24 protein-coding genes are annotated in these 25,437 nt (G+C 60.7%); 5 read left to right on the top strand and 19 right to left on the bottom strand.

From position 1 onward, the window contains the following. Nucleotides 1–90: 90 nt before the first annotated feature. The 7 genes from HX790_RS10495 to HX790_RS10525 are packed head-to-tail and all read right to left on the bottom strand — an operon-like array spanning nt 91 to nt 4,651. On the bottom strand, nt 91–1,413 hold the full coding sequence (locus HX790_RS10495) for a FliI/YscN family ATPase (protein WP_017137577.1): 1,323 nt from the start codon (nt 1,411–1,413) through the stop codon (nt 91–93). Continuing rightward, entirely contained in the window at nt 1,410–1,994 is a 585-nt protein-coding gene (gene sctL, locus HX790_RS10500) for a type III secretion system stator protein SctL (RefSeq protein ID WP_017137576.1), read from the bottom strand. The genes HX790_RS10495 and sctL overlap by 4 nt, the downstream gene beginning before the upstream one ends. Next, nucleotides 1,991–2,605, bottom strand: coding sequence for a hypothetical protein (locus tag HX790_RS10505; RefSeq protein ID WP_017137575.1), 615 nt, complete (start codon nt 2,603–2,605; stop codon nt 1,991–1,993). Before HX790_RS10505 ends, sctL begins: the two co-directional genes overlap by 4 nt. Continuing rightward, nucleotides 2,602–3,384 (bottom strand): type III secretion system inner membrane ring lipoprotein SctJ, encoded by a 783-nt coding sequence (sctJ, locus tag HX790_RS10510; protein WP_017137574.1) that lies wholly within the window; start codon nt 3,382–3,384, stop codon nt 2,602–2,604. The genes HX790_RS10505 and sctJ overlap by 4 nt, the downstream gene beginning before the upstream one ends. A gap of 4 nt (nt 3,385–3,388) precedes the next feature. Then, the gene (locus HX790_RS10515; protein WP_099550517.1) at nt 3,389–3,823 is read right to left on the bottom strand and encodes a hypothetical protein; all 435 of its coding nucleotides are present in this window, start codon (nt 3,821–3,823) and stop codon (nt 3,389–3,391) included. A 9-nt stretch (nt 3,824–3,832) separates the two neighbouring features. Further along, nucleotides 3,833–4,075 (bottom strand): hypothetical protein, encoded by a 243-nt coding sequence (locus tag HX790_RS10520; protein WP_017137572.1) that lies wholly within the window; start codon nt 4,073–4,075, stop codon nt 3,833–3,835. Nucleotides 4,076–4,087: 12 nt separating this feature from the next. Beyond that, a complete protein-coding gene (locus tag HX790_RS10525; protein ID WP_017137571.1) occupies nt 4,088–4,651 on the bottom strand; it encodes a hypothetical protein in 564 nt (187 codons plus the stop codon). 48 nt (nt 4,652–4,699) lie between these two features. Between HX790_RS10525 and HX790_RS10530 the strand changes: the two genes are divergently transcribed. Beyond that, on the top strand, nt 4,700–5,464 hold the full coding sequence (locus HX790_RS10530; protein WP_017137570.1) for a tetratricopeptide repeat protein: 765 nt from the start codon (nt 4,700–4,702) through the stop codon (nt 5,462–5,464). Nucleotides 5,465–5,925: 461 nt separating this feature from the next. On the opposite strand, the gene HX790_RS10535 is transcribed toward HX790_RS10530, so the two are convergent. The 7 genes from HX790_RS10535 to HX790_RS10565 form a co-directional block, all read right to left on the bottom strand. Further along, a complete protein-coding gene (locus tag HX790_RS10535; protein ID WP_017137569.1) occupies nt 5,926–6,306 on the bottom strand; it encodes a hypothetical protein in 381 nt (126 codons plus the stop codon). A gap of 14 nt (nt 6,307–6,320) precedes the next feature. Next, nucleotides 6,321–7,601: a type II and III secretion system protein family protein gene (locus tag HX790_RS10540; protein ID WP_138449212.1), complete on the bottom strand. Its 1,281-nt coding sequence runs from the start codon at nt 7,599–7,601 to the stop codon at nt 6,321–6,323. After that, complete coding sequence (gene sctV / locus HX790_RS10545) at nt 7,598–9,736, bottom strand: type III secretion system export apparatus subunit SctV (RefSeq protein ID WP_017137567.1); 2,139 nt, start codon at nt 9,734–9,736, stop codon at nt 7,598–7,600. The genes HX790_RS10540 and sctV overlap by 4 nt, the downstream gene beginning before the upstream one ends. After that, on the bottom strand, nt 9,733–10,068 hold the full coding sequence (locus HX790_RS10550; protein ID WP_017137566.1) for a lipopolysaccharide assembly protein LapB: 336 nt from the start codon (nt 10,066–10,068) through the stop codon (nt 9,733–9,735). The genes sctV and HX790_RS10550 overlap by 4 nt, the downstream gene beginning before the upstream one ends. Next, the gene (locus HX790_RS10555) at nt 10,068–10,424 is read right to left on the bottom strand and encodes a hypothetical protein (protein WP_099550522.1); all 357 of its coding nucleotides are present in this window, start codon (nt 10,422–10,424) and stop codon (nt 10,068–10,070) included. Before HX790_RS10555 ends, HX790_RS10550 begins: the two co-directional genes overlap by 1 nt. Before the next feature lie 172 nt (nt 10,425–10,596). Next, on the bottom strand, nt 10,597–11,478 hold the full coding sequence (locus tag HX790_RS10560; RefSeq protein WP_017137564.1) for an FHA domain-containing protein: 882 nt from the start codon (nt 11,476–11,478) through the stop codon (nt 10,597–10,599). 85 nt (nt 11,479–11,563) lie between these two features. Next, a complete protein-coding gene (locus HX790_RS10565; RefSeq protein ID WP_016969018.1) occupies nt 11,564–11,725 on the bottom strand; it encodes a hypothetical protein in 162 nt (53 codons plus the stop codon). A gap of 610 nt (nt 11,726–12,335) precedes the next feature. Here HX790_RS10565 and HX790_RS10570 point away from each other — a divergent pair. Together HX790_RS10570 and HX790_RS10575 are read left to right on the top strand one after the other, a co-directional pair. After that, nucleotides 12,336–15,551 carry a type III effector HrpK domain-containing protein gene (locus HX790_RS10570; RefSeq protein WP_176991518.1) on the top strand — a complete coding sequence of 1,072 codons (3,216 nt, stop codon included), beginning with the start codon at nt 12,336–12,338 and terminating at the stop codon, nt 15,549–15,551. 71 nt (nt 15,552–15,622) lie between these two features. Continuing rightward, complete coding sequence (locus tag HX790_RS10575) at nt 15,623–16,033, top strand: winged helix-turn-helix domain-containing protein (protein ID WP_138449202.1); 411 nt, start codon at nt 15,623–15,625, stop codon at nt 16,031–16,033. Between the two features lie 163 nt (nt 16,034–16,196). Here HX790_RS10575 and HX790_RS10580 read toward each other — a convergent pair whose 3' ends face one another. From HX790_RS10580 to HX790_RS10585, 3 genes are all read right to left on the bottom strand, one after another. Further along, on the bottom strand, nt 16,197–17,057 hold the full coding sequence (locus HX790_RS10580; RefSeq protein WP_017137561.1) for a Dyp-type peroxidase: 861 nt from the start codon (nt 17,055–17,057) through the stop codon (nt 16,197–16,199). Nucleotides 17,058–17,085: 28 nt separating this feature from the next. After that, entirely contained in the window at nt 17,086–17,214 is a 129-nt protein-coding gene (locus HX790_RS29570) for a hypothetical protein (RefSeq protein ID WP_017137560.1), read from the bottom strand. Between the two features lie 71 nt (nt 17,215–17,285). Continuing rightward, the gene (locus HX790_RS10585) at nt 17,286–17,423 is read right to left on the bottom strand and encodes a hypothetical protein (protein ID WP_176991519.1); all 138 of its coding nucleotides are present in this window, start codon (nt 17,421–17,423) and stop codon (nt 17,286–17,288) included. Between the two features lie 28 nt (nt 17,424–17,451). Here HX790_RS10585 and HX790_RS10590 point away from each other — a divergent pair, with 28 nt between their 5' ends. Continuing rightward, the gene (locus tag HX790_RS10590; protein ID WP_176991520.1) at nt 17,452–19,068 is read left to right on the top strand and encodes an NADP-dependent glyceraldehyde-3-phosphate dehydrogenase; all 1,617 of its coding nucleotides are present in this window, start codon (nt 17,452–17,454) and stop codon (nt 19,066–19,068) included. A 163-nt stretch (nt 19,069–19,231) separates the two neighbouring features. Beyond that, complete coding sequence (locus tag HX790_RS10595; RefSeq protein ID WP_169988215.1) at nt 19,232–20,293, top strand: FUSC family protein; 1,062 nt, start codon at nt 19,232–19,234, stop codon at nt 20,291–20,293. Between the two features lie 65 nt (nt 20,294–20,358). Here the strand turns inward: HX790_RS10595 and HX790_RS10600 are convergent, their stop codons facing one another. Together HX790_RS10600 and HX790_RS10605 are read right to left on the bottom strand one after the other, a co-directional pair. Then, nucleotides 20,359–24,027 carry a hypothetical protein gene (locus tag HX790_RS10600; protein WP_017137557.1) on the bottom strand — a complete coding sequence of 1,223 codons (3,669 nt, stop codon included), beginning with the start codon at nt 24,025–24,027 and terminating at the stop codon, nt 20,359–20,361. Between the two features lie 301 nt (nt 24,028–24,328). Beyond that, nucleotides 24,329–25,081: a TetR/AcrR family transcriptional regulator gene (locus HX790_RS10605; RefSeq protein ID WP_099550527.1), complete on the bottom strand. Its 753-nt coding sequence runs from the start codon at nt 25,079–25,081 to the stop codon at nt 24,329–24,331. Nucleotides 25,082–25,437 lie beyond the last annotated feature (356 nt).

A 25,437-nucleotide genomic window follows, 5' to 3' on the forward strand; every position in this document is an offset into this window, starting at 1 on the left:
GTGTATCAGTCACAACAGGGCTGACTGACCCACCGCTATCGCAGGCAAGCCAGCTCCCACAGGGTTTTGCGTGTATCTCGATTGCGCGGCTCATGCCAACACCTGGCGCATGTGCATCAGGGTCTGTTCCAGGTTGCTGGGCTCGCCCGCGTTCTGGCGCAGGAATGCTTCGATGGCGGCGTGGCGTGCAATGGCTTCGTCCGCCAGCGGGTCGCTGCCGGCGGAGTACTCGCCCACACGGATCAGCATTTCGATTTCGCCGTAGCGCGCCATCAGCTCACGGATTCGCATGGCCAGGCGCTTGTGCTCCTCCCCGGCGACCTGCTCCATCAAGCGGCTGCGACTGCGCAGCACGTCCACCGCCGGGAAGTAATTGCGCTGGGCCAACTCGGCGCTCAGGGCGATATGCCCGTCGAGGATCGAACGCGCTTCCTCGGCCACCGGGTCGCTCGCGGCATCGCCTTCAGTGAGCACGGTGTAAAGCGCGGTAATACTGCCGGTAGGGCCGGGGCCGGCGCGTTCGAGCAGGCGTGGCAACGCCGAGAAGAACGACGGCGGGTAACCGCGACGGGTCGGTGGCTCGCCCACGGCCAGGCCAATTTCGCGCTGGGCGCGGGCAAAACGCGTGAGGCTGTCCATTAGCAGCAATACATTGCGGCCCTGGTCACGGTGGTATTCGGCCAGGGTGGTGGCGACGAACGCGGCACGTACACGCTCGGCCGCCGGGCGATCCGAGGTGGCGACCACCGCCACCGTGCGCGCGCGCGCCTGGGCATCGAGTTGCACGTCGAGCAACTCGCGCACCTCCCTGCCCCGCTCGCCGATCAGGCCGATCACAATCACATCGGCTTCGCTGTTACGGATGATGCTGGCAAGCAGCGACGATTTGCCCACGCCTGGCTCGCCAAAGATGCCCATGCGTTGGCCCTGGGCCAAGGTCAGCAAGCCGTCGATGGAGCGGATGCCCAAGGCCATGGAGCGCACGATCAGCTGCCGCGAAAACGGTGCCGGAGGCTCGGTGTGCAGCGGATAGCTTTTCAGGGCCAGAGTCAGTGGCAGGCCATCACCGTCGAGAGAATCGCCCATAGGGCTGATCACACGCCCCAACTGCGCATCACCGACCGCCACGCCGAGGGTTTCGCCGGTGGCGGTGATCTGCGTGCGGGTCGACAACCCTTCCATCGAGCCGATGGGCGACAGAATCGCCTCGTCACCATCAAAACCAATGACCTCGGCACTCAAGCTGCGGCTGCTGCCGGGATCGCGCAATTGGCACAGCTCACCAATGCTCGCACCGGCCACGCTGGCGCGCAGCAGCACGCCGCGAATGCTCAGCACGGTGCCGTGCATTGGTCGCGGGCGCGCCTGGGCCAGGCGCTCAGTCAGGCGTGGCAGCAACTGCTCCAGGTTCATGCCACACCTTCTTCGGCAAAGGGCAGCAAGCTGCGGCGCAGGGTTTGCAATTGCGCGTCCAGGCCCAGCTCCACCGAGCCGGCCGGGCTGCTGAGGCGTGCCTGGCCGGCGCCAAGCTGTTCATCGGCGTCCACTGCAAGCGCCAAGCCTTCAAGCTTAAGGCGTTGGCGCAATGCGTCGACCTCGGCGGGTGGCACCCACAGTGTCAGTGCCTGGTCCTGGCGAAACGCGCTCAGGGCTTGGCGGGTGCAGCGCACGACGCGCTCGGCGTTATCCAATTCGCCCAGCACTTCACGCACGATGCCCAACGCCAAATCGGCCAGCGAAGTCTCCAGGCTGCTCAGGTAGTGCTGCACCTGGGATTGGGTCTGCACCAGCAATTGCGCGACCTGCTCGGCACCGGCCTGCCGGGCGCTTTCAAAGCCCTCGGCGCGGGCGGCGTGCAGCCACTGGTCGCTGTCGGCCTTGATCTGTTCGGCCTGGTCTTTGGCCGCTTGCAGGAAGGCAAAACCGTCGGTCCACAACGCGGCTTCTTCGGCCCGCAAAATACGCGCAGCCGGACGGCTCGGTAGTTCATTCATGGGGCAACCTCCTCGGCCAGCAGGCAAGCAGCGGCGGCCTGGACGATTTCCAGGTCACGCGGCACGCGTGCGCTGTAGCCCTGGGGAAAGTCAAAACGCAAGCGCAGCCAGCCTTGCCAGTCAGCGTGCTGGGCCTGCAGCCAGGCGGCGACACAGCCAAGGCCGTCACGGTCGATGGCTTCGATCAACTCGGCCGGTTCACGCAGCAGATCCGCCGCGCCCCCCAGTTGGCGCAGAGCCAGGGCGGCCACAAAGACCTCGGCGCCGAGGCCTTCACGCAGCTCATTGACCACCTCGCGGCGGATCTCACGGCTCAAGGTTGCGCCGTGCCAGATAGCCCCGCATAACCTCGGCAGGCGCGCAAATTGCGCAGGCGACAGCAGCAACACCGGCAGGTCGGCCGCCAACGGCGTGACCAATTGCTCGATCGGCGCCAACTGGTAGTGCTTGACCAGCAACTGCTGCAGGCGCGGGCGAAAACGTGGCTGGGCCTGCATGGCCTGCAACACGTCATCTGGCAGCTCAGCGGCAAAACACGCGCCCAGGCTAGGCCCGCGCACAAACTGCAAAGGCTCGGCGATCAACCCCTGCCAGCGTTCGAATAAACTCATTCACCCTCCTTGAGCACATACAGCGCCTGGGACTGGCGCCGCGCCCACTGCTGGCGTGCCAATACACCGAGGGCGCCAAGCGCAATCAGCAACAACGTGCCGAACATGAAACGCGCCTGAGGCACGTTGTCTTCCAGCATCCACAAGCCCATAAAGCGCGCCAGCCGTGGTTGTGCCGGGTTCTGGCTGATGGCGACAGCTGCCTTGATCGCCGTGACCGAAACGCCTTCGTAGCTCAGGCCGGAAATGCCGTTGGCCACCAGCGTCTTGATCTGCGGGATCAGCGTATTGATGTCGGTACCCGGGTCGTAACGCACCAGTACCGAGGCCGACGAGGGTGAAATCACGCGTTTGAGCAGGTCGTTATCGGGCAGCACCACATGCACGCGCGCAGCGACGATGCCGTCGATCTGCGACACCGAATGCGAGAGCTCCTCGCTCAGCGCATAGATCATCTGCGCGCGCTCCTGCACCGGCGACGACACCAGGCCGTTGCCCTTGAACACTTGGCCCATATTGGAAAAGCTCTGTTGCGGCAGGCCGGCGTTGTCGAGCAGCGTCATGGCTTCGGCGAAACGCTCCTCGTCGACCACCACTTTGAGCTGGCCGTTGTCCTGGGTCTTGCGCTCCGCCGGTATACCACCGCGCAGCAGCACCGCGACCATGGCGTTGGCATCGCGCTCGCTGAGGTTGGTATAGAGGTCGGTGTTGCACGCCTGCAACAGACTGGCCAGCAGGCCGATCAGCAACAGGCGCAGGGCGCGGTTTGGGCTTGGCATGGCGTTATTGACCCTTGAGCAGCGTGTTGGCGGAGCCGGAAATCTGCGTTGCACCGCGCACCACCATCTGGGTTTCGATGGAGTAGTCGAACATCTTGCCCAGGGAATGGACGATCTGGTCGACCTGCTGCTCGCCGACTTTTTTTCCCGACTCAGCCTGGGGAGAAGCACTGGCCGTGCGGATTTCGGCCTGCGCGGGTGGCGGCGCCGAGGGGTTGTTGGTGAGCAAATCCGCACGCTCGGAGAACGCTCGCGAACGGTCGATAAAGCTGTTCATGCGCTCCATCAAGCCCGAACCGATCTGGTGCGGGCTGGCGCCCTCGGGCATGCCCTTGGCGGTGTTGGCCATGTGTTCGAACAGGTTCTGCGAGACCCCGGCGGGCCCCGCACCGGCGGACGGCGGCAAGGCCGTGGCGCCGGCGGCGAGACTGATAGTCATAGGGGCCTCCTACTCGTCGTCGTCATCGGACATGGCGTCGTTCAGCAGTTCTTGCATCTTCGGCATGATGATGAACTGGCCGCCGATGGTGACGGCCTGGGTGATCAACGCATCGTTGAATTTGGCGTCGTCGGCGTCCGAGGTGTCCGCCGGTTTGTCGGCGGCCTTGGCGTTATCCACCGCGGCATTGAACTTGGCTTCAGGGCTGGCGCCACCGGGGGCGAGGTTGCTGTCTACGGCCGTTACGGACATGGTGCTGCTCCTTTACTGGGTTGGGGTTTCGGTACTGACTTGCGCGCCGCGAAACACCCGCACACCCCGCTCGCGGGCCACCGGGGCGGCCACGGCGTTGGGTTGCAGGTGATCGACGTGCTGTTGCACCAGCGCCAGGTACGGCGGTGGCCCGGACACGAACACTTCATCGCCTTCGGGGCCATTGCGCATCGACAGCTGCTGGCCGAACACATCAAGGGTGTTGAGGTAAGCCTGCAATTGGTCGAGGTTCAATGCGCTGGCCTTGAACAGTTTTGTGCCGATCTCATCGTTGGCGTTGAGGTACAGAAGGTTGCCGTCGAAGTACCAGGTCAGGCCGTTGGTGTTGCACAGGGTTTGCAGGAACTCACCGGCGCTGGCGGCGCGAATCGTGCTGCGCGCCTTGCCGCGCACCTTGTCCGAGAGCACCACGGGGATGTCGAGGTTGTGGCCGAACTCTTCCAGTGCGCCGCGCACATCCTGGTCGACCAACACGTAGGCATAGGGTTTGGAAAACCATTCGGGCGCTTCGGCCGCGTGGGCCAAACTGGCGCCGAACAGGCATAGGATGGCCATGAAAAATATGCTTACATGGCCTGCGCCTTCGCCCGACGAGTTGTGACGATGACCAAGAATTTCCTGCTTGCCAGTACCCTGCTGTTGGCTGCCTGCTCCAGCAAACCTGCGACCGATTCCGACAAGTCCCTGCAACTGGCCAACGACCTGAACAAGCGCGGCGATTACGCCAGCGCGGCTGCGCTGTACGAGCGCGCCACCCAGCAACCCGGCGCCGGCATCGACCTGTGGCTCAAGCTCGGCCAGGCCAGGCTCGACGCCAAGGACGCGTCGGGCGCCGAGCGCGCCTTCCAGCAAGCCCTGGGTTTGGACGCCCGCAACGCCGACGCCCTGCTCGGCCTTGGCACCGCGCAGTTGCAACTGGGCAAGACCCAACGCGCCGTCACGGCGCTGGGCCAGGCCGCCGAGATCAACCACCTGCCGGTCGCCTACACACGCCTGGGCATCGCGCAGGTCTTGAACGGCCAGGCCGTCGCCGCACAAACCGCCTTCGCCCAAAGCCTCAGCCTGCAACCCGACAACCTCGACAGCCGCTGCAACCTGGCCCTGGCTTATGCGCTGGGTGGGCAATCGCAACAGGCGCTGGACACCATCGCCCCCGTCACCCAATCGCCCCGGGCCTTGCCACGGCATCAGCGTAATGAACTGTTGGTGATGGTGTTGGCGGGGTATGAGCAAAAGGTTGCCGGGCTGGCGCTGGATGATATTCCGGCGGCTGAGCGGGCACAGTTGGTGACCGAAGCCAAGCGCATCAAAGCGATCAGTGATCCGGTGGCGCAAGCCAAGGAGCTGGGGTTGGTGGACCCGCGCTGATACACGACCAACCCGCTTTTGATCTGGCTTGTGATCTGGCTTTTGATCTGCTTTTGATGTTGATCTGAGTCGCCCCGTTAAACCACGCTGGCCGAACGCAGGCTTTGGAGCGAGGGTAACCCGGCAGGACGCCGGGTTAGCCGCGCTGGGCCAAGGATGGCCCATCGCGGCGGCCCACGCTCCAAAGCCGGAGTGAGGGCACACCGAGCCTAAGCGAGGTGCCGAGTGGTGGGGCGAAGACCTTTTGCTTACTTTTGGGTCTTTCCAAAAGTGAGCCGCTGTAAGAGCGGAACCATAAGTGGCCGTTACTACAACAACGGATATGTACGCCGACTCACCGCTATCGCAGCGGTGCGGCGATCCGACAAGCCAGCTCCCACAGTTAGACCGGGTAGCTTCAGTTGGGTAGTGGTCGACCATGAGGCCGCTTTCGCGAGCAAGCCCGCTCCCACATTGGGGCCTCATTGCTGGCCTCCTGCAGCGCCGGCCTTGGCTTCCTGCTGGTCCTTGCGCCGCTGCAACTGCTCGCGGTCGAACCCTTCGATATACACCTGCGCTGCCCGGCCCACCGGCGCGGCCATTGCTGGCCCGGTCGCGCGGCCCTGGGTCAGGTCCTGCTTGCGCTCGACCATCTGCATCAGGTTCAAATTGTTCGCGCAGCCCAACGGCAAGGTCGGTTTGAAGTCTTCATCCAACCCAATCTCATCCTTGGCCGCCGGTTGCTGGCACTGGCTCGGCACGCCATCGGCGCGGTATTCGGGCGAGTAATACGTCGGCGCCAAATGGGTCTTGCAGCCCACCAACACCAAGGGCAACAGCATCAACACACGCAAAACAGTCATGGCAGGCCCCTTAGTCAATTCATGTAGAAACCGAACGCCCCGCCGCTGCGCGGTCCGCTGGCTGCGGCGGTGGTCGGTAAGGCGTCCAGGGGCGTGGCCAGACCGCGACCGCGTACCGGCTCGACCAGGTACGGGGTAATCAGGATCACCAGTTCGGTTTCATTGCGTTGGAAGCGCTTGGAGCGAAACAGGTTGCCGAGGATCGGCAGGTCGCCCAGCAATGGCAGTTTTTCGATGTCCTGGCTGCTCTCGCGCTGGAACAACCCGGCGATGGCGAACGTCTGCCCACTGCCGACTTCCACCCGCGTGTCGGCGCGGCGCACGCTGAAGGACGGCACATGGAAATTGCCGAAGTCCACAGTGCCGCCGCTGACCACGCTGCTGACTTCCGGGCGCACTTGCAGGGCGATGCGCCCGTTAGGCAGCAAGGTCGGGTTGAACAACAACGACACACCGAAGGACTTGTATTCGATGCCCACCAGGTCGCGGTTGACCGGCACCGGGATCGCCACTTCGCCACCAGCGAGGAAGCTCGCGGTCTGGCCGGTCATGGCGGTGATATTCGGCTCGGCCAGGATCTGCAAGATGCCATTGGCTTGCAGCGCATCGAGCATGCCATCGATATTCACATTGCCGGAACCGGTGCCCGCCGTCGCCAAGCCACCGGCCGTCGCTGCCGCCAATGGGCCGCCCGTGATCAGGCCGAAGGAAAACGTGCCGTTATTGAACATCGCGTTCCAGTTCACGCCGTAGTGCAGCAACTCGGAACGCGACACTTCGGCAAAGCGCACCCGCAGGTTCACCTGGGCGGCACCGGCATATTCGCTGGTGTTGATCGCGCTCTGGAAACCTTGGCCCTGAGGGTTGAGCAGCGCGTTGAGGTCGGTGGCCTCGGCCACCGAACCGAGCGTGCCCTTGGCAATCAGGCGGTTGCCGGCGCCGCTTATCTGCGCACCGTTGCCGGGGTGCAGGGTCTGCATCGGCGTGGTCACCGCCTGGCTGTCACTGCTGACCGAAAGCGTCAGGCTGGCCAGTTGTTTGCCGTCGTTGCCCAGGGCTATCAGGCTGGTGTTGCCCGGCGCCTTGCCGAAGATATAGATAGTGCCGGGCGACACCACTTGCAGGTCGGCCACATTGGGTTCGGCCACCAGCACCGAATCCACTGGCGCCACGAAATGCAAAATGCGCCCTTCACCGGACGCCAGGTTGATCGAGCCGCCAGCACCTCGGGCAATGTCCTGGGCCTGACTGGCACACGCAATCAAAGCGAGTAACAACACACAAAAACGCATCATGAGGCAGACGCCAGGGGAGTGACAGAAGCCGCAGCAGGCGCGCGGCGATTGGAAATATCGGTGAGGCTGATGGTCACCAGCGCTTGCAGGTTGTACTCGGTGGCCAATTCGCGGAACGACAGCACCGCCAGTTCCAGCTCGCCGCGCAGTACCAGGCGACGCAAGCTGCGGCGCAGTTCCGGGTGCACCAGCAACACGGCGCTGTTGGCCTCACGGGTGTTCTCGCAAGCCTGACGCAGTTGCGCAAGCAAGGCGCGGCTGACGTCTTCGGGGATCAACTCGCGCTGCGGCTCCTGGCGACGCAAGGACGCACGAAGCTGGTCTTCCAGGCCCGGCGCCAGTACCAGTGCGCCGATCACCCGGTTGCGATCCGCATACTGATGACTGATCTGCCGCGCCAGCGCTGCACGCAAATGCTCAGCCAGGCGCCCGGCATCAGTTTCACGCGCGCCCCACTCCACCATGGCTTCGAGCAAGGCGCGCTGGTTGCGGATCGACACGCCTTCGCCGACCAGCAAGCGCAGGGTTTCGGCCACGCGTTGCAGCGGCACCAAGCGCAGGGCCTCTTTGACCAGTTCGCCGTAAGTGGCTTCGGTGCGCTCGAGCAACAGACGGGTTTCCTGGATGCCGAGGAAGTCCGCGGCATAGCGGCGCAGGCTGCGTTCCAGCACACCGCGCAGCACTTCGTCAGGCAGCAAAAAGCCGATGCCGGCATTGCGCAAGGTGTCTTCGTGCTGACGCTCGATCCAGTGCGCAGGGCGGCCATTGAGCGGCGAATCGGCTTGTACGGTAGCGATATCGAGCAACTGCACATGCACCGGGTCGTCCTGCAACAGCAGGCAGTTGATCGGCAATTCGCCCTCGCTCACCGGCACGCCTTCCAAAGACACGCGAAAACTGCCCGGCGTGGCCTTGGCTTCCATGTAGATGCCTGGCACTGGTACGTCCACGCCAAGCTCGGTGCGAATGTCGTGACACAGCGCTTCGACACGCTGGCGCAGCATCTGGCGCGGCGCGCTTTGGGACAGGCCGCTGCCGAGGGTCAGCAGTACACGGGTGTCGGGCAGCAGGTTGTCATCCTGTTCGACCGGCACCTCGACCACCGGCTCAGGTGCTTGCACCAACGCTTCAAGTTCACCCTGGGGCTGACGGGCCTGCCGGCGATACATCAAAAATGCCGCACTGCCAAAGGCTAAGGACAAACCGATAAATACCCAGGTCGGAAAACCCGGCAGCAGGCTTACGCCGATCATGATCAGCGCCGTCAGGCCCAGCGCACGGTAGCTGGCGCCCAGTTGCTTGATGATCTCGCTGCCCAGGTCGCCGGCCTCGCCGTCGCTGTTGACGCGCGTCACGACAGTGCCCGCCGCGACTGAAATCAACAGCGCCGGGATCTGGGCGATCAGGCCGTCACCCACGGTCAGCAGCGAATAGGTGTGCACCGCCACGCCGAACGGCATGTCGCGTTCGAGCATGCCGATCAGCATGCCGCCCAGCAGGTTGACCGCGAGGATCACCAGCCCTGCGATGGCGTCGCCTTTGACGAACTTCATCGCGCCGTCCATTGCGCCGAACATCTGGCTTTCCCGCTCCAGGCGCGAGCGCCGACGGCGGGCTTCGGCCTGGTCGATATCGCCATTGCGCAGGTCGTTGTCGATGCTCATCTGCTTGCCGGGCATGGCGTCCAGGGTAAAGCGCGCCGCCACTTCCGCGACGCGCTCGGCACCTTTGGTGATAACCACGAACTGCGCCACGGTGATGATCAGGAACACCACCATGCCGACCACCACTTGCCCGGCAATCACGAAGTCACCGAACGCCTTGACGATATGCCCGGCGTCACCGTGCAGCAGAATCAGGCGCGTGGTGGTGATCGACAGCGACAGGCGAAACAAGGTGCTGAGCAGAATCAGCGGCGGCAGCGCAGAGAACTCCACGGAGTGGCCGATGTAGAACGCTACGATCAGGATCAGGATGCTCAGGGCAATATTGAGGCCGATCAGCATGTCCACCAGGTAGGTGGGCAGCGGGATGATCATCATCACAATCGCCATCAGCATAAACGCGACGATGATCACGTCAGTGCGCTGCGCAGCCATGCGCGCCACATTGTTCAGACGATTGAGTACGCTCATGGGTTGGCCCTGCGTGCGGCTAAGTAGCGTTTGAAGCACTGGCGCGCTTCGTCCTTGCGCTCGCCGTACCACAGCGCACGCGCGCGCAGCAGCAACAGGCTGGCGGACTCACCTTCCAGCGCCACCAGGCGGTCGAGGGCGCCGAGTGCCCGCGTGGCATCGCCACTGTCGGTGAACGCCAGCACCAGCGCGCGCAACAGCACGCAGTCGTGGGGCGCGACACTGACGGCAATCAGCAACATCACCAGCGCGCGCTGGGACTGACCATTGCGCCGGTACAGCTCGCCAATGCCCTTGAGCAGTTGCACGGCGTCCTCGTTATCGCGGGCCATCAGGCATGCACCTGTGAGCGCTGCTGTTCGAGGTTGCGGCGCATCTCGATCTCTTCGCTGATCAGGTCATGGGCCAGGGCCTTGATCTCGGGCTCAGCGTCCAGGCTCGGCAGGATGTGTTCCATCACATGCTCCAACAGCTCCAGGGAACGCGCGCTGCCGAACAGCAGGGAGTCCACCCCGGCGGCGCTGGTGAGGGCTTCGAGGTCGCTGCGCAGCGAGCGGCGGGTTTGGGTCTTGCGGGTCTTGAGCACCGCTTCGAAGGCGGTGGCCTGGCGTGAATTGACCGGGCGAATCGCTTCGATAGGCGCGCTGCGCACATCACTGGGAATTAGCGGGCGGGGTTCGACTTTCATGCCGGGGCCTGTTGATCGTTCCCACGCTCTGCGTGGGCATGCATCCTGTGACGCTCTGCGTCACCTTGCGCAGGGGTCACGCATTGCGCTGATTTCAGGACGCGGAGCGTCCGGGGCGGCATTACCACGCAGAGCGTGGGAACGATCATGTGTATACGTCCCATAGACCGACTCATAAGGTGAAGGTAAAGCGCTCATCGCCACGGGCGAGGATCACTTGGTTGTTCTCGATGCGTTCCAGCACCCAGTTGTCCGCCAGCGCAGCGCCGGGGTACAGGCGCTTGCCGCTGTCATTGATCACGTAGGGGTGGGCGCCGAACCACACGGCCTGGAAGCGCACGCGTGGGCTCGCGGCATCGGCACGCGCGGCAACGCGGGGGTTGAGCACGATCTGCTGGCCGTAGCGCTGGTCGAAGGCTTGTTGCAGGGCCAGCCATTGAGGCTTTTGTGACTGTTCGAAACTACCCTCGGCGCTGAGCTGGCCGTTGCTGTTGGTGACGCTCACCGCATCCAGGCGGGCGGCTTGCAACTGTTGCTCCAGCCAGGCTTTGGCCTGTTCGCGGGACGGCTGCTTAATCGCCGGCACATCGACCACTGCCGCCGCCTGCGCCAACGGCGGGTCACTGCGAAAGGCCAGTGCCCCTGCACAGATAAACAGCAGGCCGAGCGCGACAATCCAAGGCGTTAATCTGCGCGGAGCGCGGGGTTGTTCTGCCTCTTCAGGCAGCGCCAGGCTCACACCGGAGGTGCCGATGCGCAGTTGCAAAGGCAGTCGCGCGCGATGGCCATTGCCCCGGGGAATTCGCACAGTGCCGGCGACCAGCACCTCACCGCCCAAGGCTTCGACCGCCACATGGCCGCCCTCAAAACGCAGGCGCAGGTGCAGGCCGGCGATACCGGGGTCGCTGAGCACAAGGTCGGCCGCGAGGTCCGCGCCGATGGTGTAGACAGGCTGATCAAGCACCAGGGAACTGCCCTGGTGCAAACCGGCGGTCACAGTGAGGGTCGGTGCGCCAGTCGCAGCCACCGGCCCCAAAGAAATCAAGGCTGTCATGTGTGGGTTTGCCCCCTTGAAAATGTGCAACGGGGTCAAGAATCAGCAGGTAAACGGGCAGCGCCAGCGCCGCCCGTTTGGCAAATCAGTTCTGCGGACGCTGTTTGGTGGCGTCGAGCTCAGCTTTTTTCGCGGTGCTGATTTCGGTGATCTTGGCCGACTTCTCGATAGCCATGTTGAAGGTCGCTTCCATCTTCGCGATAGCGTCGTCGGCGCCGCCGGCTTTTACTGGTGGGACATCAGCCATGTTCATCTCCTTGCATCGATAGGGAAGTTATTCAGTTGCGCAACAGCAAGCTGAAAGTATGCAAACCCGGTAAATGCCCAAAACGTCAGACAGTGAGCGTTCGAACCGTCGTTGGTTTGCATGGGGGCCATACTACTCACGAACAAAACGCCTTCGTTGTGAAAGCTTGTGAAACGTTTCGGCTACAAGGTGTGAATTGTTTGGCTCAACCCGGCGTTGAAAAAAACTCATGCCGGTTCGCCCGCGGAACTTTTAGCGAAACGTTCAAACAAGGCCAAAGCCCCATATTACGCGGCGTTGCACGCACACCCCCGACATTCTCTTGATCAATAGGCGGCAGGTTTACAGCGTAAAAACGCGCAGTCCGTCACGACGTCGACGTCTTTTTTGTATCGACTTCACATTTTTCGCTAATAGCCTTTTGCCCAACTTCGCAGATATTTCCATTTGTAACAAAAGCGACTTACTCATCGCGTTTCATAGCTCGGCGCGAGCGACCTTAATGCTCGCGGGCAACTAATTTCCTGCGCCTGATTAGTACAGATGCACTAATAGCTAAATAGTCAGTGTGCAGGCCCTGATATATGAAACAACTTCCAGGTGAGCATGTATGCCAGCGATCCCAAGTAGTCGTGACCCTGCGCAAACACCGGGCACAGACGGCTCGCAGAAAAAATTCGAAACCGCGTTGTACACCGCCGTCAACCAGCCGACCTTCGACCCGTCGAAGATCCGCGGCCCGTCGATCCCACTGCCCTATCAAAACGTTCAGGCGCCGGTGAACAACAGCATCACCTACACACCGTTGGGCAGCGACAAGCCAGTCACTCTCAAGCAGAGCGACAACCCGCGTCTCTACGAAACACTGGTCAACCAGTACAACACCCAACAGAACGATGCGAGCTTCGAAAAAAACCTCAGTGACAGTAAAGCGGCCGGCTACACCCAGGCCGATGCGAGCACCGTGGCGCCGGGGCTGGGCAACTACACGGCCATCGGCAGCCCGACTGAACTCGGCCCCGGGCTGATCCGCTATGAGACCGCCTCGGGTGACAAGGTGGTGGTCAGCCAGAAAGACACGCCGCAGCTGTTCGATCAGGTCAGTGGCGACTTCACCAAGCTGTCGGCGATCAATGCCAGCGGCGCCGAAGGCTATCGCCTGGCCGGTGCCAACGAGAGCATCGACCCAGCCACCCATATCGGCCCGCCCGAGGAAGTCGGGCCAAGGTTGATCCGCTACCAGACCGCGTCCGGCGACAAAGTGATCGTGTCCCAGGACATCACCCCTGCCCTGTACGACCAAGTGGCCAAGCTTTACGCCGGCACTACTGGAGCGGCAGGCGCCTGCGATACTTCGTGGGTCGACAACTCGTCGTTCGGCGTGTCCGGCGCCAAGGACTGGAACAGCATCACTGGTAACACCAGCACGACACCGACCAAAGAAGAACTCGACCTGAACCGCCCGCGCGCCGCCGCACAATTGCTCTCGCAGAACTGGGACGCCTGGGGCCTGCACGGCGCGCCGATCGACTTTGCCAACCCGCCGACCAGCTTGCCGCCCCAGGCTCAGGCCGTGCTCAAGTACGTGGCCAGCAGCCCGAACCTGATGGCCGCGCTGGACAGCGGTGGTCGCGGCAAAGCCGACAATGTGATCACCCATTCCGACGTTGACCATTTCATCAGCAACACCAACAGCGATATCGGCGCGGCGGCGAAGTCCTATGGCAGCTTTATGGGCAGCCACCCAGGCGACTTGGCCAAGGCCAACGCCAAGTCCGCCGCCATCGTGATGGCCAACGAAAGCCTGGTCGCCAGTTCCGGCACCGCCATGCGCCCAGGTGACAACCAGCGCAGCAACGACGGCATGATCCGCCCCGATAACCTGCAAGCCCTGGGCAGTGATTCGGCCTTGAGCAACGAGCTGACCGGCGCTGCAGCAATGTGGTCGCGCCCCGGCCTGTTCCACGCCCTGGAAACCGGCGGTGACAACCCCGCCACCGGCAAATCCGACAACATCGGCACCCGCGACAACATCGGTGCGTGGCTGGAGAAACAGGCGCCGAAAACCGACAGTGACACCCTGACCTTCCTCGACGGCGCCGCCACCCGCGATGCCGTCGCCGGTGTGGATACCTCCAAGCTCACCGCCGATATCCTTGCCAACCCGCAGAACTACACCGGCGAACAAAAAGCCGCCGTGATGGTGCAACTGACCGATGCACAAACGCGCCTGCTGGTCAGCGACTACGTCGGCAACGCAGGCTTGATGGACAAGTACACCTCGCCCAACTGGGGCCTGAACCCCAACGAAGACAAGATCAAGGCGCAGCTGCAAAGCGGCATCGAGACGTTGTCGGCGGACCCGGACGTGCAAGGCTTTTTGCAGAACAATCGCGGCCCCGCGCTCAGCGATATCGTGAGCGCCGACCCGAGCATGAAGGTCGCGATGCAGAACTACGTTGAAGGTGGCATCGAGTCGGGCAAGAACCTCAACGACAACCTCAATGCCAAGGACCAGAACGGCAAGCAGATCGACATGGGCATGGGCCTGCAAAACGCCGCCAACGACGCGACGATCGCTAACCTCGCACTGGGTGGCAACGGCCATGTGGACCTGACCAAGGTAGCGGCCAACGCCGGGCAAAGTGACGCGATCCTCAGCTACTACAAGAACCAGCTGGTGACCGGCAAAGCCTTCACCGATGCGGTAGCCGGTGGCCTGGACCCGACCGTGGCGGCCAGCAGTTTCGCCGCCAGCACCGCGTCGGCCCAGGCCTTTCTGGGTGACAAGGCCACGGCGGATGACGCGGCGACCTTGCAGGTCAACTTCAACGAAAACCTCGGCGATGCGTTGCTCGGCGGTGCGACCACCGACACGTTGAACGTCACGCTCGGCGATGGCAACGGCAACTTCGACGACGCCAAAGTCACCGCTGCGATCAACGACGCGCAGCAAAAAGACCCCGCGATGTTCACCACCTCCGACGGCGGCAAGATCGACCCGGCACAGGTGGTGTCGATGCTGCGGTCGGTATGGGACATCGGCCGTCAGGGCAACAAGATTGCCGATGCCTTGCCCAAGGCTATCGAAGGTATGAAATTCGGGGATGTCAGCCCGGCGTTCAAGCAAGGCCTGCTGCACATTGGCAGCGCGGTGTTGATGAGCGGCGTGCTGATGGCGCGTTCGGCCAGCGGCAGCACCACCCCGGTGGCGGATGCCAACCGCGTATCGGCGGGCCTGCAATTTGCCGGGTTGCTGCTCGAAGGCGGGACCAAATACGCCAAGGAAGCCGGCTATGGCGTCACCTGGGTCAACCGCCCGGACGGCGGTACCATTGGCGATTTCCCCGGCAAAGTGCCGGTGGGCAAAGGCCCGCTGTCGGCGCAACAGATCGCCAATATCGGCGCGGCGGGCAAGATCATTGGTTCGGCCGGCGGCATTATCGGCGGCGTGATCGGGATTATCGGCGGCGTCGACTCCTTGAAAAAAGGCGACTACCTCACCGGCAGTTTCTCGGTGGCCACCGGTGTGCTCGGCACAGGTGCGGCCGTCGCCGGCCTGGTGGAAGCCGGTGCCGGTTTGTATGGCGCCACCGAAATCGGTGCAGTGGCCGGCACCATCAGCGGCATCCTTGGCGGCGCCACGGCGATTCTCGGGGGTATCGGCAGCGCGTTCCTGCCGTTCGCCCTGGCCGATGCCCATGGCAAGGCGCAAGACGCCTTCTACGGGCAACTGACACCTGTGCTGCAGCAATACGGCCTCACCGGTGGCCCGACGATGGATGGCGATTATCCGGCTGACCCGATCCCGGCGATCAACACCTGACTCTCCCTGGCAACCCGGCGTAAAAAGGAGCCGCGTCGGGCTGCAATGTCCACGCACAAAGGTTAACTGACATGACGTACTCGACTCGCAGCCACCTCACCGATGACGCCTCTTTCGGCATTCACTTCGGCCCGTTCCAACTGCTGCCCCACCGTTATCTGCTGCTCAAGCATGGGCAACCCGTGAACCTGGGCAACCGCGCCCTGACCTTGCTGATCGCCCTCGCCTCCCGGCCTGGTGAATTGCTGCATAAACACCAATTGCTCGACATCGCCTGGCCCAGGCTGGTGGTGGAGGAATGCAACCTGCGCACACAGATCAAGACCCTGCGCCGCGCGCTGGGCGACGATGACTCGTTCTACATCGCCACCGCAGCGGGCCTGGGTTATCGGTTCGTCGCGCCCACCTGGTTGGAACCCGAGCCGGTGCAGGTGATGAAGCCGTCGGTGGATGGTGACGATAAGCGCCAGTGGGTGGCGTGATCTACGCCCCCACACAATCAAACTGTGGGAGCTGGCTTGTGTGGCGAGGGAGCTTGCTCCCGCTGGGGTGCGAAGCGCCCCCAGGATAGCTGCGACTGCTGCGCAGTCGAACGGGAGCAAGCGCCCTCGCCACAGCCCCCCACACTGTTTCAGATCTGGGGGATCAGACGAGTGCGCTCACGTCCAAATGCCCATCCTTCACCGGTGGGCACCAGTAGTAGCCACCGGTCAGCGGCGTACTGATCCGATACAACCCATCCACAATCCCGTCTTCCAACCCGCTCATGCGCCGCAGTTGCGCTTCAAACGCATCGAAGGAATGCCCAAACGCCAGGAACATCAACCCCGCCTGGCCGTTCTCGGCCCACGGCATCGAGCGGCGCACCACAAAGGCTTGCGGGGTAAAACTTTCCTGGGCGGTGCGTTTGGTGTGAGCGGATTCGGGGGCGTCGTCCAGCTCTTCGTTATCGCCATGGCGGCGGCCGATGATGTGGTCACGCTCCTGGGCGGGCAACGCGGCAAAACCATCGAGGTCGTGTTGCCATTGCTGGATCGCGGCAAAGCTGGCGCCGCTGTCGGTCAGGGCGGCTTCGACGGCGGCGGCGGCGTGGGGGTTTTCGGTGCCGTCTTCGTAATCGGTCAGATCGAAGCCGGTCTTGTAGCGGAAGCCTTCGGTCATCTGCACCAGCCGGAATGCCGGAGCCAGGGCCTTTTCAAATGCGCGGCTGCGCAGCAGCAGTTCACCGCGATCCACACCGTGCAGCCACACCCACAACGCCTGCTGGGTGGACGGGTTATGGGCGCCTGGGCCAGTAACGGCGGGGAATGCGCGCAGCCCTTCAATGTGCGCGCCGAGCGAAGTTACCAGCGGCTCGCCAACACCGACCACTGCGCCCGCGTCCGCCAACTGCACCAGCGCGTCTAACGCGGCGGGTACGGCTGCCAGTGCATCAACGGCAAAAAACAGATGGCGTGCCTGCAACGGCACCGGTGCGGCAAGAATGCCCGGCTGGTAGTGACTCATGTGAACTCCTTCTGAAAAGCCGCGCAGTTTAACCGGCCAGCGCGGGCTTTTGCTCAAGGTTTTCCAGATCACGCGGTTCCAGGCCCAATTGCGCCTTGAACTGCGCCCAGCCTTTGGGCGTGACCCGCACCGCACGCGAATCCCTGGCGCTGATCAATCAGGCGTGCGCCACGGCCTGCTGTATGGCCTGCTGTTTGTACTCAGCCTGTATTTCTGGGCCTCTCGCCGCTACGCACCGGCGTGGCGTTCCTGCCACTGACGGTGTTGGTGAGCATCGGCAGCCTGACGGCCGGCGAGTGCGTGCGCGCCTTCGTAACGCGTCTGGCGCTTGCCACACAGCCCTTGGATGGGTGACTCTCTAGTCATGTTTTGCAACTATTCCAGGGGTAGCGACATGACCACCAGTAACCTGCTCGCCCAGCTGTTTCCCACCGCCGCCAGCGAAATTCCCGAGCAATTCCGCCTGGCCGCGCCCATCGAACAGCGTGATTACCTGGTCGACGGCCAGTTGCAGGTGTGGAACGGCCCGCTGGCCAAGGTGCAAAGCCCGGTGCAACTGGGCGATGAGCGCGTACACATCGGCAGCACGCCGCTGCTGGATGCCGACACCGCCCTCACCGCCCTGGACGCCGCCGTGCGCGCCTATGACCGCGGCCAGGGTGAATGGCCGACGATGCGCGTGGCCGAACGTATCCAGCATGTCGAAGCCTTTTTACGACGCATGCGCGAACAGCGCGACGCGGTGGTCAAGCTGCTGATGTGGGAAATCGGCAAGAACCTCAAGGACTCACAGAAAGAATTCGACCGTACCTGCGACTACATCACCGACACCATCAACGCCCTCAAGGAACTCGATCGCCGCAGCAGCCGCTTTGAGCTGGAACAGGACACCCTCGGCCAGATCCGCCGCGTGCCACTGGGCGTGGCGCTGTGCATGGGCCCTTACAACTACCCGCTCAACGAGACCTTCACCACGCTGATCCCCGCGTTGATCATGGGCAACACTGTGGTGTTCAAGCCGGCCAAGCTCGGCGTGCTGTTGATTCGCCCGCTGCTGGAGGCGTTCCGCGACAGCTTCCCGGCCGGCGTGATCAACGTGATCTACGGCAGCGGCCGCGAAACCGTCAGCGCGCTGATGGCCAGCGGCAAAATCGATATCTTTGCGTTTATCGGCACCAACAAGGCCGCCAGCGACCTGAAAAAACTGCATCCAAAGCCACACCGCCTGCGCGCAGCCTTGGGCCTGGACGCAAAAAACCCCGGCATCGTGCTGCCCGAGGTCGACCTGGACAATGCCGTGAGCGAAGCGGTCACTGGCTCCCTGTCATTCAACGGCCAACGCTGCACTGCGCTGAAGATCCTGTTCGTACACGAAGCGGTAGTCGACAGCTTCATCCAGAAATTCAACAGCAAACTGGCGACGCTCAAACCCGGTATGCCCTGGGAAGACGGCGTATCGCTGACGCCGTTGCCGGAAGTCGGCAAGGTCGATTACCTCAACGCGTTGGTGGCCGACGCCGCGCAGCACGGCGCCAAGGTGGTGAACCCCAATGGCGGCGAAAGTCGCGGTTCGTTCTTCTACCCCGCCGTTTTGTACCCGGTGAACCCGCAAATGCGCGTTTACAACGAGGAACAGTTCGGCCCGGTTGTACCGATCGTGCCGTACCGTGACCTGGATACCGTGATCGAATACGTACTGGACTCGGACTTCGGCCAACAGTTGAGCATCTTCGGCACCAACGCCGTGGAAGTCGGGCGGCTGGTGGACACCTTTGCCAACCAGGTCGGGCGTATCAACATCAACGCCCAGTGCCAGCGCGGGCCGGACACCTTCCCGTTCAACGGGCGCAAGAACTCGGCCGAGGGCACGCTGTCGGTGCATGACGCGCTGCGCGTGTTCTCGATCCGCACGTTGGTGGCGACCAAGTTCCAGGAGAGCAACAAGGCGTTGGTCAGCGATATTTTGCGTAATCGAGATTCGAGTTTCTTGACCACGGATTACATTTTCTGAAGACAGCGCCGCTCCCTGTATAAACAGGTCAGAGTGGGAGCTGGCTTGCCTGCGATAGCATCACTGCGGTCTGACTGAAAGACCGAAGTGCCTGCATCGCGGGCAAGCCCGGCTCCCACACGCGATCCGGTCCACCCTGCATAATGAGGCCACTTTAATACCGATGAACCTGCCCTTCTTCGCCCGGCGCTTGTTGCGCCCCTTGCTCGACCCCTACCGCCGCTACCGCCACGCCAAGCTGATCCACGCCGTGCGCGTGTCCATCGGCCTGCTGGCGACCATCCTGCTCACCACCGGCATCAACCTGCCCCACGGCGAGTGGGCCTCGGTGACCATGCTGATCGTGATCGGCGGCTTGCAGCACCACGGCAATATCGGCAAAAAAGCCGTGGAGCGCGCCTACGGCACCCTGATCGGTGCCAGCGTCGGCCTGCTGCTGGTGGTGCAACAGGCCTATTTCGGCATACCGCTGCTGACCTATCTGCTGATGTCGGTGGTGTGCGGGTTCTTTTCCTATCACGCCATCGGCAAGGGCGGTTACATCGCGCTGCTGTCGGCGATTACGGTGTTTATCGTCGCCGGCCACGGCGACAACCCGATCTCGGATGGCTTGTGGCGCACCGTCGATATCCTTATCGGCATCGTGTTGGCACTGGCGTTTTCCTTTGCCCTGCCGCTGTACGCGGTGTATTCGTGGCGCTACAACATGGCCAGCGCACTGCGCGACTGTGCGGCGATTTACAGCCGCATCATCAACGGCCAGTCAGTCACTGACGATGAACACTTCAAGCTGCTCAACCGCCTGAATGCCGCCATACTGCAACTGCGCTCGCTGATGCCTTCGGTGTCCAAGGAAGTGCGTATCTCGATGACCGAGCTGGACATGATTCAACGGCACCTGCGCATGTGCATCAGTACCCTGGAGATTCTTGGCAACACCCGGCCGGACCCGCGTGATGAGCAGGCAATGGTGCGGATGCAAGTGATGTTAAAGGCCGAGCACCGGCAGATTCGCGTGCAATTGGTGGGGATGGCGCGCGCACTGAAATCCGGGTTTACCGAGCGCCTGGAGCGGCCTACGGTGCACGCAGCGGATGAAGCTGGGTTGGATGCACCGGTGCAAAGTGCATTGGATGGGTATCGGTTGTTGACGTTGCAACTGGTCGGCAATGTGGAGGCGATGCGGCAGTTGCTGGCGAAGACGGCAAGTCATTGGAAGATTTGAGAGCGGTGAAAAAAGGGACAGCCTACGGTTAGGTAGAGCTGTCCCGATTGTTCAGCGAGGAAGGATCATGTCAGGCGAATGATGCTGGCGGAGTTGACGATGAAATCGTTACCTAAGCCACTATTCTGATAGTTATGAAGGGTAACGGCCGTTACCCCGTTTGCAGGAACCTTAACGTTAGCGGCTAGCGTGTACCAAGTATTCTTGGGCGGCGAGACCACGCCAGAAATCAATCGCCCTCCTACATGTATTGCGAGAGAAGGATCCAAGTTCCATCCACCTGACGGCGAATAATTAAATATAGTAAATGAAACTTGATAGATATGAACAGCGTTAAGATTTAGATAGGTCGTGATTACCGGCCCCGCATAAGTGGGCGGTCTATCTGCAATAGTAGACAAATCAAGTCCTGATCCCGAAAACTTATATCGATCTGCTCCATTGCCTGGCGTCCAAGGGCCTAACCCGTAGACAAAGTTAGTACCCAGTGTCGCAAATGAATCAGACTTAGTGTACTGCACTAACGGAAACACCAACGCTCGGGTTTTGTCCACACCGCCATCGAAGGCAACCCTCACCTCCAGCTGAAACGTTGTACCATTAGGCAGTGCCGTCAGCGTGCCACGCAATACGGGTATATTTACAAAACCATTTTTTACTTCATCCACATTGATGGTATGAGCGGGTAATATTTCCACCGACCTGCCACCACCAATAAGGGTTATCCATATTGTTTGCCCTGCTTTACACAGCGGGACCTTGACCATGTCCGCTCGTGTATTACCGGCAAAGGTATTCAAATCGACAGTGGTACCAGCAGCTTGATTATTGATCGTTGCCTTCGGAAGGTTAGCGGGCGCAATCGCAGCAACCGATACTGTTTGAACTTCAGAGGGCGTGGATTTTCCATCACGCACGAGTACGTACATCAACTGTACCCTGCGCCCAACACCATTGTGCAGCGCCTGCTCCCCAGTAAAATCGGCCAACACTGAGCCCGTCGCACTGCCTGGAACCTCCAACTCTACAACCTCTCCATTTTCCTGTATCCATTTACACAATAAAATGTCCGAGGCGCGCATACCTTTAAGTACTATTTTGACGACAACGCTTTTCTCAATGGCCAGTGGGTCAACCGTTGTTTCTTGTGCGATCGTGGCGGCGCCAATAAGGGTCGGGAAGGCCAGCACGGTAGGAAGTTGCTGGATCACATAGGCTGTTTCGCCAAAAGGTATCGCCGTCTGCATAAGAGGAATTTTTACAAAACTGACCGAGAACGAAACTTTTAACAATGAGCCGTCCTTAAGCAGAGGTATTTTATCCATCGCCAAAGGAACGGAGACGCCCTTGGCAAGGTGATCTGCGATGACCTCGTTCGGCGTAAAAATTTTATTTTCGTAAAGTCCGCCATCAGCGAATTCGCCAGTGATCGTCATGAACATGAACTGACCCACGCTGATAAATTTCCATACATCAATAATCCAGCGAGGCGCATCCAGCTCGTAGACCGGCAGCACCGTGGTATGTGCGTATTTGCTGATATACGGCCTGGGCAGTGCATCGAGAGGCAACAGCAATAACTGCAAAGGCTCGAACGCGTAGCTGAATGACCCGCGAAGCAACGTGCAATTCATCAGGATATTATTGCCATCAGGCCGCACCGCCAGTGTGATCACTTCAACCGGAATTTTAAATGTGAAAACACCGAGCTTCGGATCAACCGTTATTTCTAGCTTATGTTGGCTGATACCATACTGCCCAAGCCAGGAAATAAGAAGGCGGTCACCTTTTGCGGCCTTCGAGTACCTCACCTCGCCATTCGCGCCGTTGATGACAGCCACCGGGTTAATCGTCATCGCGGTGGCGTTCGCCTCAAGCAGTTTAAAGCTTTCGAGGTTCACCGGCTCACCGATACTAAGCTTGAGCACTTCCGAGCGCAGGGTGACGGGCGGCGCCCCTGGGCTCATCACGCTGTAATAGATATCGAGACTCTTGCCTAGGTTATGCTCAATAAACGCCTGCTCAATGGGTGTCTCAAGTTCCAACAAGGCCTCCCCTGCAATATCCTCAAAGATATCAATTTCAATTTGAAGATAGTTTCTCGGCGATTCCCCTGCAAGGGTAAGGACTATCGTGTCCCCGACTTTTGTATTGGCATAATTAAAGTAGACCCCAACCGAATAGCCATTCAAATCCTTCAGGTCAAGGTTCCAGTTACCGTAGAATTTTTTAGCCTCTTTAATATACACTTCAGGCAATACTGGAAGCGCCTTGCCCACCTCAGCCATCACGACTTCTGATTGACGAGGACTGTTCCCATTGAACATTCTTACGTCTAAAAAAACATCAAACGGCCCCAGCCCATCGAACTGTTTCAAGAGGTCTGCCGGCAATACCTGTGTTCCGCCCTCAGCACCGGCGCGCTGCCTACTCAAAGTAACGAGTGTCGCACCGTTTTGGCCGCCTTTGTGCACCGCTTGTATAAGCTCGAGGTTGTTCGCTGCATAAGGTGAATATATCGGAACCTCAGCGACTCCATTCACATCTGCTGAAATCAGCCCGGCGTTAAAAGGGTGGAGAAGTTTCAGCGCCGGCATCCGTGTCGGTGTACCGGTTATATCGAGCGAGTAACTACCCGATTCTTTAATGAAGACATCCTTAGCAGTCCTCCACTCCCACCATAGGCGTATCGTGCCGCGGCCTATGTCATGGAAAAATTTACTGGGGAGTGAGATCGTCTCTGATTCAAAATTTCTGTCCGTGATGGCGTCGAAGCGCGTAATGACGGGTGAACCGCCCTCCGGGGAAGCTTCCACAACCAATACGATTTTGTTGAGCGGCTTGGGTGCCGGTTTTGATTTGGGGGGGTGGATCAACACTATAACTTCAGCATCAAATGGGACATCCAGATCAACGACGGTAATTTCATCGCTGTTCTTCATCACCACGGGGGCGTTGAGTAAGTTGGGATCTATTTCGCTGCGCAACATATAGGGCTTGGAAAGGGTGTACGCCCCCAGAGGCTCATTCCCCACTACGTCCTTCACGCCCATGCGAACAGTGAAAGTTCCGCGCGATGGAAGCTTTTCCAGGTAGCCTTCGTAGGGAACTGACACAGGGTAGCCGCCCTTTTGGGACGCCTCTGTCGGACTGACCGTATGCGTATACGAAAACGTACCGAAATAGAATATATTGCTGTCATTCTGGCGGATGTCCAAATAAGGATACACCCAGATCTGAATGCCACTTTCAGCAATTTTTTTCGTGATGCTCGAGCCTTCCGGAAGATCTACAACTTTCATCAACAGGCCGCTATGCCACGGTTCCCCGGGGTTGGGATCATTACCGCCCGGTATACTCTGTTTGCAAAAAACCAAATCTTCGTCCGAACGAACTTCTTGCCCCGAACCCGCTCGAAAGACCTGCCCATAGAATCTATGGTTTCCGTCGGAAATCTTGTATCCATCGAAGCTAACAGAATATCGTTTTTTTATCTCCACGGTAACGGCTTCGGCCTTCATTGGATTAGGCAGACCCAACTGAACGGCACAGCGGTCAAACTGAGCCCAGTCTGTCCACGGCTCAAAAATCCAATAACAGATGGGCAGTAATTCATTACGCCCCAGGCCTATACGGGCCAGTTCCTTATACTTCGTATTGCTCAGGTTTATTCCGTCGGACGGCGGGTAGGGGCCAACATCTAGCCTATCGAAGTTATCTGGAGGGGTAGACATAACTATCACCTTGCTGGATTAAGGCCGCGCAGGAATAGCGCGACGAGCAAGGTAAATAAGGCGCTTGGAGCAATCGGCAAATCTACTGTCAGAACTGACAGTGGCGACGAGTGGCTGGCGCGTAGGTAAAATCCGACAGACCACGCGACCAGCGTAAATCTGTCTACCCCAGCCATTTTCTTACATTTTTTTCACGATTTATTCACATCCGCAGCCGTAGGGTGAAGCCTCATCCGTTACAAACGCTGCACATCAAAACCCGCCGCCCCAGCGGGTTTTTTTTTGCTTTGGATTTAGGGATTTAACGTGCGGCTTTGGTGGCGGGCGCAGCGGCTTGTTCGCGAATGGCGCGCTGGGTGTCGAGCACCTTGGCCAGTGCGGTTTCCGCTTCGGGGCTTTGCTGCGGTACGCGAATTGCGGCCGAGACCAGGGTGATCAGCTTGGCCATGACCTCGGCATCCGTGGCCGGGCGGCCCAGGCTCATGGAGTTCATCAGCAGGCGCAGTTCAGTGCCGGCCATTACCCCGGAAATCGCCTTGAGGGCAAATTGCAGGCGCACGCCCAGCTCATTGCGTGGCAGATCCGGCAGGGCCAGGGCGAAGGCTTCGAAGAAGCGCTGGAACACCGGCTGGTAATGCACCTTGAGGTATTCCTGGATAAACGGCGAGGTGTCGCTGTACACCCGGCCCAGGAAACGGATAAATGATCGCCCTTCCCCGCTGGCCGGGTCACTGCGTTCCAGGCCCATGGCCGGGGCGAACAGCACGCCGAGCAAGGTGTCGCAGTCGAGCGGGCCATCGGCCTCGGCTTCGCAGCGCGCGAGCAGTTCCAGGCGCTGCTCGTTGAGCGGCTCCAGGCGTTGCATCAGCAGGGTTTTCATCAGGGAGTCCTTGTCCCCGAAGTGGTAGTTCACGGCGGCCAGGTTCACCTGGGCGCGCTCGGTAATCTGCCGGAGCAACACGGCGTCATAGCCGTATTTGATGAAAAGAGCCTCTGTCGCATCCAGCAGTCGAGTCTTGGTAACGTTTGGAGCGCTGAGTTTCTTCGCGACCATGAAAGGTTCCACGTGGGAAATATTGTTTTAAAAAATAATTTGATTTTTTATACCGGGGCAGCCCTTCGAAAGCAAGTAGTGACACTGCGCCATGCTACGAAAGGCCTGTATAAACAGGCCTGTCGAGGGTAGCCGAAGGGATTTTCAGGCGCCGCAGCCGAACGACCGGCAAATCGTCACAAGAGGTGAAACCGCTCTACATCCATGGCTGGCGAAGCGCGTTGATCGCGGTTACTATTCAAACAATATTTTAAAAACAAGAAATAAAACCAGTCCGTGGCGCGTATCAGGCAGTTCCCGAACTTGTTACAAGGCTTTGCCGGGGGCGTGGCGATAGCGTCGAGACTGCAGGCGTA

The sequence above is a fragment of the Pseudomonas sp. IPO3747 genome, from assembly GCF_013385245.1.
Lineage (GTDB): Bacteria > Pseudomonadota > Gammaproteobacteria > Pseudomonadales > Pseudomonadaceae > Aquipseudomonas > Aquipseudomonas edaphica.

What these genes read in the sequence shown, in the direction of transcription:
- HX790_RS10495 (WP_017137577.1), bottom strand. Translation starts at nt 1,413, where the DNA reads ATGAACCTGGAGCAGTTGCTGCCACGCCTGACTGAGCGCCTGGCCCAG.
- sctL (WP_017137576.1), bottom strand. Translation starts at nt 1,994, where the DNA reads ATGAATGAACTACCGAGCCGTCCGGCTGCGCGTATTTTGCGGGCCGAA.
- HX790_RS10505 (WP_017137575.1), bottom strand. Translation starts at nt 2,605, where the DNA reads ATGAGTTTATTCGAACGCTGGCAGGGGTTGATCGCCGAGCCTTTGCAG.
- sctJ (WP_017137574.1), bottom strand. Translation starts at nt 3,384, where the DNA reads ATGCCAAGCCCAAACCGCGCCCTGCGCCTGTTGCTGATCGGCCTGCTG.
- HX790_RS10515 (WP_099550517.1), bottom strand. Translation starts at nt 3,823, where the DNA reads ATGACTATCAGTCTCGCCGCCGGCGCCACGGCCTTGCCGCCGTCCGCC.
- HX790_RS10520 (WP_017137572.1), bottom strand. Translation starts at nt 4,075, where the DNA reads ATGTCCGTAACGGCCGTAGACAGCAACCTCGCCCCCGGTGGCGCCAGC.
- HX790_RS10525 (WP_017137571.1), bottom strand. Translation starts at nt 4,651, where the DNA reads ATGGCCATCCTATGCCTGTTCGGCGCCAGTTTGGCCCACGCGGCCGAA.
- HX790_RS10530 (WP_017137570.1), top strand. Translation starts at nt 4,700, where the DNA reads ATGACCAAGAATTTCCTGCTTGCCAGTACCCTGCTGTTGGCTGCCTGC.
- HX790_RS10535 (WP_017137569.1), bottom strand. Translation starts at nt 6,306, where the DNA reads ATGACTGTTTTGCGTGTGTTGATGCTGTTGCCCTTGGTGTTGGTGGGC.
- HX790_RS10540 (WP_138449212.1), bottom strand. Translation starts at nt 7,601, where the DNA reads ATGATGCGTTTTTGTGTGTTGTTACTCGCTTTGATTGCGTGTGCCAGT.
- sctV (WP_017137567.1), bottom strand. Translation starts at nt 9,736, where the DNA reads ATGAGCGTACTCAATCGTCTGAACAATGTGGCGCGCATGGCTGCGCAG.
- HX790_RS10550 (WP_017137566.1), bottom strand. Translation starts at nt 10,068, where the DNA reads ATGGCCCGCGATAACGAGGACGCCGTGCAACTGCTCAAGGGCATTGGC.
- HX790_RS10555 (WP_099550522.1), bottom strand. Translation starts at nt 10,424, where the DNA reads ATGAAAGTCGAACCCCGCCCGCTAATTCCCAGTGATGTGCGCAGCGCG.
- HX790_RS10560 (WP_017137564.1), bottom strand. Translation starts at nt 11,478, where the DNA reads ATGACAGCCTTGATTTCTTTGGGGCCGGTGGCTGCGACTGGCGCACCG.
- HX790_RS10565 (WP_016969018.1), bottom strand. Translation starts at nt 11,725, where the DNA reads ATGGCTGATGTCCCACCAGTAAAAGCCGGCGGCGCCGACGACGCTATC.
- HX790_RS10570 (WP_176991518.1), top strand. Translation starts at nt 12,336, where the DNA reads ATGCCAGCGATCCCAAGTAGTCGTGACCCTGCGCAAACACCGGGCACA.
- HX790_RS10575 (WP_138449202.1), top strand. Translation starts at nt 15,623, where the DNA reads ATGACGTACTCGACTCGCAGCCACCTCACCGATGACGCCTCTTTCGGC.
- HX790_RS10580 (WP_017137561.1), bottom strand. Translation starts at nt 17,057, where the DNA reads ATGAGTCACTACCAGCCGGGCATTCTTGCCGCACCGGTGCCGTTGCAG.
- HX790_RS10585 (WP_176991519.1), bottom strand. Translation starts at nt 17,423, where the DNA reads ATGACTAGAGAGTCACCCATCCAAGGGCTGTGTGGCAAGCGCCAGACG.
- HX790_RS10590 (WP_176991520.1), top strand. Translation starts at nt 17,452, where the DNA reads ATGACCACCAGTAACCTGCTCGCCCAGCTGTTTCCCACCGCCGCCAGC.
- HX790_RS10595 (WP_169988215.1), top strand. Translation starts at nt 19,232, where the DNA reads ATGAACCTGCCCTTCTTCGCCCGGCGCTTGTTGCGCCCCTTGCTCGAC.
- HX790_RS10600 (WP_017137557.1), bottom strand. Translation starts at nt 24,027, where the DNA reads ATGTCTACCCCTCCAGATAACTTCGATAGGCTAGATGTTGGCCCCTAC.
- HX790_RS10605 (WP_099550527.1), bottom strand. Translation starts at nt 25,081, where the DNA reads ATGGTCGCGAAGAAACTCAGCGCTCCAAACGTTACCAAGACTCGACTG.